This is a genomic window from Pseudomonas sp. 2VD, from assembly GCF_005503585.1.
Taxonomy (GTDB): domain Bacteria; phylum Pseudomonadota; class Gammaproteobacteria; order Pseudomonadales; family Pseudomonadaceae; genus Pseudomonas; species Pseudomonas aeruginosa.
This window is the reverse complement of sequence record NZ_SCND01000038.1, coordinates 20,946-27,160: the sequence shown is the minus strand read 5'-3', so window position 1 is coordinate 27,160 and position 6,215 is coordinate 20,946. Positions and strand designations below refer to the sequence as shown.

Annotated in this window: 8 protein-coding genes; 3 read left to right on the top strand and 5 right to left on the bottom strand. The window is 65.8% G+C overall.

Annotated elements, in window-relative coordinates; translation table 11 throughout:
- On the bottom strand, positions 1-729 hold a 729-nt coding region (locus FFS27_RS06965), incomplete at its 3' end, for a SulP family inorganic anion transporter (protein WP_137951956.1).
- 349 nt (positions 730-1,078) lie between these two features.
- Here FFS27_RS06965 and FFS27_RS06960 point away from each other — a divergent pair.
- The gene (locus tag FFS27_RS06960; protein ID WP_003139043.1) at positions 1,079-1,591 is read left to right on the top strand and encodes an anti-virulence regulator CigR family protein; all 513 of its coding nucleotides are present in this window, start codon (positions 1,079-1,081) and stop codon (positions 1,589-1,591) included.
- 114 nt (positions 1,592-1,705) lie between these two features.
- Here the strand turns inward: FFS27_RS06960 and ctpH are convergent, their stop codons facing one another.
- Complete coding sequence (gene ctpH, locus FFS27_RS06955; RefSeq protein ID WP_021264881.1) at positions 1,706-3,412, bottom strand: methyl-accepting chemotaxis protein CtpH; 1,707 nt, start codon at positions 3,410-3,412, stop codon at positions 1,706-1,708.
- Between the two features lie 168 nt (positions 3,413-3,580).
- Here ctpH and plzR point away from each other — a divergent pair, with 168 nt between their 5' ends.
- Positions 3,581-3,868, top strand: a complete 288-nt coding sequence (gene plzR / locus FFS27_RS06950) for a type 4 pili assembly inhibitor PlzR (RefSeq protein ID WP_003090024.1) — start codon at positions 3,581-3,583, stop codon at positions 3,866-3,868.
- A 74-nt stretch (positions 3,869-3,942) separates the two neighbouring features.
- On the opposite strand, the gene srfA is transcribed toward plzR, so the two are convergent.
- Positions 3,943-4,173, bottom strand: a complete 231-nt coding sequence (srfA, locus tag FFS27_RS06945) for a stress response facilitator SrfA (protein WP_003090022.1) — start codon at positions 4,171-4,173, stop codon at positions 3,943-3,945.
- A 317-nt stretch (positions 4,174-4,490) separates the two neighbouring features.
- Between srfA and FFS27_RS06940 the strand changes: the two genes are divergently transcribed.
- Entirely contained in the window at positions 4,491-5,033 is a 543-nt protein-coding gene (locus tag FFS27_RS06940) for a DUF4946 domain-containing protein (RefSeq protein ID WP_003090018.1), read from the top strand.
- Positions 5,034-5,072: 39 nt separating this feature from the next.
- Here FFS27_RS06940 and FFS27_RS33190 read toward each other — a convergent pair whose 3' ends face one another.
- Complete coding sequence (locus tag FFS27_RS33190; RefSeq protein WP_003090016.1) at positions 5,073-5,219, bottom strand: PSPA7_2676 family Cys-rich small protein; 147 nt, start codon at positions 5,217-5,219, stop codon at positions 5,073-5,075.
- 136 nt (positions 5,220-5,355) lie between these two features.
- Positions 5,356-6,048, bottom strand: coding sequence for an MgtC/SapB family protein (locus tag FFS27_RS06935; protein WP_003102512.1), 693 nt, complete (start codon positions 6,046-6,048; stop codon positions 5,356-5,358).
- Positions 6,049-6,215: the final 167 nt, after the last annotated feature.

The window sequence follows — 6,215 nt, the reverse complement described above, 5'->3', positions numbered from 1 at the left end:
GATGGTGGCGGTCATCAGCGACTCCAGAAGGCCGACCACCGCCAGGGCGGCGGAGTAGGGCAGGACGATCAGCAGGGTGTCGAGGTTCAGCGGCACGTCCGGCCAGAGGAACAGCGGCAGGCTGTCGGGCAACTGTCCCATGTCGCCGACGGTGCGGATGTCCAGGCCCAGGTAGATGGATATGCCGGTGAGGACCAGGATGCATACCAGCGGAGAGGGCAGCAGCCGGCCGATCCGGGGCAGGTGCGGGAAGCCGTAGACGATCGCCAGGCCCGCGGCGGTCATCGCGTAGACCGGCCAGCCGACATCGGTGAGTTCGGGTAGCTGGGCCATGAAGATGAGGATCGCCAGGGCATTGACGAAACCGGTCACCACCGAGCGCGAGACGAAGCGCATCAGCGAGCCCAGGCGCAGGTAGCCGGCGAGTATCTGCAGCACGCCGCAGAGCAGGGTCGCCGCCAGCAGGTATTGCAGGCCGTGGTCCTTCACCAGGTTGACCATCAGCAGCGCCATGGCGCCGGTAGCGGCGGAGATCATTCCCGGACGGCCGCCGGCGAAGGCGATCACCACCGCCATGCTGAAGGAGGCGTACAGGCCGATCTTCGGGTCGACCCCGGCGATGATGGAGAAGGCGATGGCCTCGGGGATCAGCGCCAGGGCGACGACCAGGCCGGCGAGCAGGTCGCCGCGAATATTGGAGAACCAGTTCTGTTTCAGCGTCTGTAGCATCGGGATATCCAGGGACGAGGCGCGGCCCGTGCCGTCGGTCGACGGTGCGGGCCGTGGGATGGCATTGAAAAAACAAGGGATGACGACAGGCGTTCAGGCGAACGAACGCTGGCCGCGGTCGCTCGGACCGTTGCCGGAAGGAGCAGGCATGGCTATGGCGGAGTGGGCAGCCAGGTCATCGGGGAGTGCGGGTGGTCGCTTGCGGGGAGCGGCAGCATAGCCGATTCGATAGGCCCGACCAAGCTCTACTCCGGACATTCCCTGGGGGCGCAATCGGTGGCGCTGAATCAAACAGGCGAAACGGTTCTAAGCTATCGAGGGTTCGTCCTCGCATGGAGAGAACATCATCATGTTCAACACTCGTTCTGTGCTCGCGCTGGTCGTGAGCCTGTCTCTGCTCGGCGGTACGCCTGCCGTCCTGGCCGACCCGGGCAATGGCAAGGGTAACCCGCACGGTAACCAGATGGACGGCGGAAAGGGTAACAAGGGCAACAAAGGCAACCAGGGTGGCCACGACAACCATGGCGGCCCCGGCAACAAGGGCGGCGGCGCCGGCCAGAAGGGCAACGGCGGCGGCAACTGGGACTCGGGACCGCGTATCGACGTCGGCGGGGTACGGGTGATCCTCGGCGACAACCGCGGCTACTGGAACCCGGGGCCGGCCCTGCCGCCCGGCATCCAGAAGAACCTGGTGCGCGGCAAGCCACTGCCGCCCGGCATCGCCAAGAAACTCGACGGCCGCCTGCTAGGCCGGCTGCCGCACTACGACGGCTACGAGTGGATGCAGGCCGGCACCGACCTGCTGCTGGTGGCGGTGGCGACCGGGCTGATCTACGAAGTGCTGGACAACGCTCTCGACTGAGCGGGCCAGGGCGGGTAGCGCCATAGGCGCTATCCGCCAGGCCCCGTTGGAGTGGCGGATAACCGTGTTGCGCTTGTCCGCCCTACCTCGTGGAAGTCCTTTTCTTACCCCAGGTCAGGCCCGCAGGCGTTGCAGGGCATCGCCCAGTTGCGCGGAGAGGTTGTGGAGATCACGGCTGGCGGCTTCGGTCTGCTCCACCTGTTCCTGGTTGCTGGAGGCGATCGAGGCGATTTCCGTGAGGTTGCGGGAAATGTCCTCGGCCACGGCGGTCTGTTCCTCGGCGGCGGTAGCGATCTGGCGGTTCATGTCGCGGATCGATTCGACCGAGGCGGTGATCTGGCGCAGCATGGCGCCGGCGTTGGCAACCTGCTCGGCACCGGCCTCGCTGCGCGACTGCCCGCTTTCGATGGCGCGCGCGGCATTCACCGCGCCGTTCTGCACGGTATCGATGATCTGGTGGATCTCGGCGATGGACTCGGCGGTGCGCTGCGCCAGGGTGCGGACCTCGTCGGCGACCACCGCGAAGCCACGGCCGGCATCGCCGGCGCGGGCGGCTTCGATGGCCGCGTTGAGGGCGAGCAGGTTGGTCTGCTCGGCAATGCCGCGGATCACGTCGAGGACCTTGCCGATCCTGCCGCTATCGCTTTCCAATTGGCGGATGACCTCCACCGTATGGTCGATCTCCTTGCGCATCTCGCCGATGCTGCGAATCGTTTCTTCCATCACGTCTTCGCCGCGCTGGGCGGAATCGTCCGCCTCGTCGGCGGCTTTGGCCGCGTCGCCGGCGTAGCGCGCCACTTCCTGGGCGGTGGCGGACATTTCCTGCATCGCCGTGGCGACCTGGTCGGTGCGGCTGAACTGCTCGCGGGTACCGGCCGCCATCAGGCTGGCGATCGCGTTCAGCGAGCCGCTGGCGCTGTCTAGGTCGCGGGTACTGCGCCGCAGCCGCTCGAAGATGTCCACCAGGAAGTCGCGCAGCGTGTTGGCGGCCAGGGCCAGCTTGCCGAGTTCGTCCTTGCGCCGGATCTCGATGCGCTCGCCGAAGTCGCCATGGCTGAGCTGGGCGATGTGCTCGATCAGGCGTTGCACCGGACGTACCAGGTTGCGATTGACCAGCCACAGGCTGAGCAGGGCGACGGCCAGACTGGCGCCGATCAGCACCAGGCTGCCGAGCAGCATGGTGCGCCGGGCCTCCGCGCTGATGGCGGCGGAACGGAGATCACTGGCCTGGTGCAGTTCGTCACGCAAGGCCTGCATCTGCGCGGTGGTGGCGCGGTCGATGCCGGTCACCGCCTGGTCGCCGGCGATAGGGTCGGCGCCCGCCTCGAGGAACCGTTGCCTGCCTTGTCGGTAAGCCGTACCGAGTCGCCGGTGCTCTTCGCGCAGGCGCTCGACACGATCCTTCAACTCGCCTTCGGCCACGCTGCCCAGGCGCCCGAGGATGTCCTGCACCGCTCCTTCCTGGGCCTCGAACTGGCTCCAGTATTTCGTCTGGGCCTCTGCCTGGCGTCCGCGCAGCAGGACGTTCTTCCATTCCTGGACCTGGCCGCGGAATTGCAGGTTGGCCTCGTCGATCAGTTGCGCCGCCCGCACGGGGCCGCCGAGCAGCTCGCGGTAGGCGCGTACGTCGCCGGTCAGCGAGCCGAAGCAGGCCAGGGCTATGAGTAGCAGCGCCGCCAGGCTGCCGCCGAGCAGGACAAGGATTTGCGCACGTAGGGATTGTTGCAGCATGGAACGCCTCGATGGATTGCCAGGTTGGACCGGCACGCAGGCTGCGACGAGGCAGCCGAGGACGTCCCTGTGGCCCGGCGAGGCGGGCATGGCGCGTGTTCCGGCTCGCAGAGTATCGACAGCGGATCTGACAACTTGAGGACGACGCAGGGGCCGGGCCAGAGCCGACGAAGGGAAATAGCTGGCATGGATGTTCTGCGGGGCTTCGGTTAATCTCTGTGACGAATGTCACATTGTGCCAGTCGAAGGATCTGACTCATGGATGTCCCTCCCACCGTTCAGGATGAACAGGCCGTTTCCCGCCAGTTGCACTCGTTGAGTGTGCGCAATCTCGCTCACCTGGCTGCCGCCCTGACCCAGCTCGGCTTCGAGCTGTCGCGCAGCTCCGACCCTGGCACCCGCCAGGCGGCCAATGCCTTCATCGGCCAATTGGCCAATATCAACCAGGACATCGATCGACAGATCGAGCTGCTCGGCGCGCTGGACGCCGACAGCGTGGGGTTTCGCCTGCTGGACGAGGTGCAATACCCGGATGCGCCCGAATGAGCCGACGCCAGGAGCACGCAAAGAGTGGAGGGGGTGTGCGGGCCGAGAGCGGCAGTCTCCCGGCGTGGCGCTGATCAGTCTTCCTGGCGCAGGTCGCTGAGCATCTGCTCCCAGTACTGGTTGGCCTTGCGGTTGAGATCGAAGGCGGCTTGACGCAACTGGTCGTACTCGGCGCCGCTGTAGCCGCTTTCGCGCAGCTTCTGGCGAGCGGCGTCGGCTTCTTCGCGCAGACGGTTGTAGGTCGCCTGGTCGTCCGCCCAGGTCCTACCTGTGCGCCGGGTGTACTTGTCCTGGGGTTCAGCCATGGGTTCTCCTTGCGGGCCGGATGGGACTTGGAAAAACGCTGCGCTGAACAGACTTTTTCCAATGGCAAAAATTCAAAAAAACTGACGGATTGCGCGACTTCGCTATTGGTACCGATGTCCCATACCTGTACGCCAGCCGATGAAATTTGTGCGTTCCTCGCCAAGTCGGCTAGCTTGTTCAGGCTTGCGCCTTGGCGCTCGCCGTCTCTCCGGTAAGCTGGGAACCTTGTCGCCATGGGCTCGGAGACTGCGCGGACGGCGCCATGGCGACAGGTTCGACCTTTCCCTCCGATGGGTTTTGCGAGTAAGGAAATGCTATGAGAAGCAAGGCGTCCGGCTTGGCGCTGGTGGTAGTGGCGGGGCTTGTGGCGGGTTGCGCCAGCAGTGGCTATCAGCCCGAGGTCGACTGGCCGGCCGGCTGGCAGGTGATCACCGAGAGCATCCCACCCGAGGCCAGCGACGTGGAGCAACTGGGCTCCCGGCAACTGGCGACCAAGCTCGGGCCGGGAGGTGAGAAGGAAGCCAGCATCGAGTTGCTCAGCCTGAAGATGATGGAAGAGGAGTCGGTGGAGATCGACGGCCAGTTCCAGAGTGTCTTCGATGTCGTCCAATCGGGCTACCGCAAGGCCGGGCTGGGCTCGCGCTGCACCACACCGATCCGCTCGAACCTCGGCGGCCTGGCATCGCTGGAGACCCACTGCCGGATCAGCCAGGGCAACGAGGTGCTGCTGACCCAGATCGTGGCGATGGCCCTGGGACAGCGCGCGATGTACTCCCTGGTATATACCGCCAGTCCGGCCAACAGCGTGGTCTACCGGCAGAGCTACCTGCGCACCCGGGCCAGCCTGGTCCTGCGCTGAAGGGCCAGCCGCTCGACGCCTGGACGCGACCGGCGTCGCTCAGGCTTCCTCGGGCGGCGCCTCGACGCTGAGATAGCGATGGGCGCCGCAACGCCGGCAACGTTGGCGCAGCATCAGGTCGGGGCCTACCGTGACCAGGCTACCTTCGTCCCAGCGGCAACCTCGCAAGAAACAACGCAAGCGCATGACTCCTCCCCGCGGGGCGGCTCGCCCCGTCCACGAAACAGGCAGTGGTGGTGTGGTTCACTCCGGCTTGTTCTTGTCTGGAGGTGGGAAAAGCCTGCGGCGAAGCGTCTAGAATGGGCAACCTAAATTCGCCGGTTCATTCCGCGGCGGGATTCATCACCCAACTGGCGGCGGTGACTTGCGGTGCCAGGCACAGCTCGCCGACCATCTGTTCCACCAGCGAATCCTCCTTGTGCAGGGTGAACACCACGGCGTTCACTTCTACGTTGCCGCTGCCTTTCAGCGCGTGGCTTTCCAAGCTCTGCAGGTTCAGGCGGTTGTCGCCCATGCGTTGCAGCAACTGCATGCGCACCAGCGCTTCGTTGCGCGCCTCGCAGGACACGCTGATCTGGTAGAAGCGCTCCTGCTCGGCCTCGCCCGAGGTGTGGCGGTCCACCACCCGGCCGAGAGCGGGCAGGAACAGGTTGGCGATGACGATCAGCGCGGTCGTCATGCAGGCCGCCAGGATGAAACCGCTGCCGGCCAGTACGCCGATCGCGCCGGTGCTCCAGATGCTCGCCGCAGTGCTCAGGCCGCGTACGCTGAGGCCGTCGCGCATGATCACGCCGGCGCCGAGAAAACCGATGCCGCTGACTACCTGGGCCGCCATGCGGGTCACGCTGACCTCGTTGTCGAGCAACAGCGGCAGGATCGAGAAGCTGGCCGCACCGAGTGCGACCATCGCGTGGGTGGCCATGCCGGAAGAGCGCTGTCGCCATTGTCGCTCGAGACCGACCAGCGCACCGAGACCGAGGGCCGTCACCAGGCCGATGGCGATTTCCGGGGTCATGCTGTGCTCCTGTGAAAAACCGCCCATTCTACGCCGTTCCGTTGGGCCGCGCCGGGGCCGACGGCCCTGGGCGGATAAGCCTCTTGCGTTTACCTTTACGTTAACGTAAACATGCTCTTCGACTTCACCGACACCGCTCGCCGGTGTCCGTCGTAGCGCCCTGGCGG

Bases quoted from the DNA above. Each gene is read 5' to 3' on its own strand.
- FFS27_RS06960 (WP_003139043.1), top strand. From the start codon at position 1,079: ATGTTCAACACTCGTTCTGTGCTCGCGCTGGTCGTGAGCCTGTCTCTG.
- ctpH (WP_021264881.1), bottom strand. From the start codon at position 3,412: ATGCCCGCCTCGCCGGGCCACAGGGACGTCCTCGGCTGCCTCGTCGCA.
- plzR (WP_003090024.1), top strand. From the start codon at position 3,581: ATGGATGTCCCTCCCACCGTTCAGGATGAACAGGCCGTTTCCCGCCAG.
- srfA (WP_003090022.1), bottom strand. From the start codon at position 4,173: ATGGCTGAACCCCAGGACAAGTACACCCGGCGCACAGGTAGGACCTGG.
- FFS27_RS06940 (WP_003090018.1), top strand. From the start codon at position 4,491: ATGAGAAGCAAGGCGTCCGGCTTGGCGCTGGTGGTAGTGGCGGGGCTT.
- FFS27_RS33190 (WP_003090016.1), bottom strand. From the start codon at position 5,219: ATGCGCTTGCGTTGTTTCTTGCGAGGTTGCCGCTGGGACGAAGGTAGC.
- FFS27_RS06935 (WP_003102512.1), bottom strand. From the start codon at position 6,048: ATGACCCCGGAAATCGCCATCGGCCTGGTGACGGCCCTCGGTCTCGGT.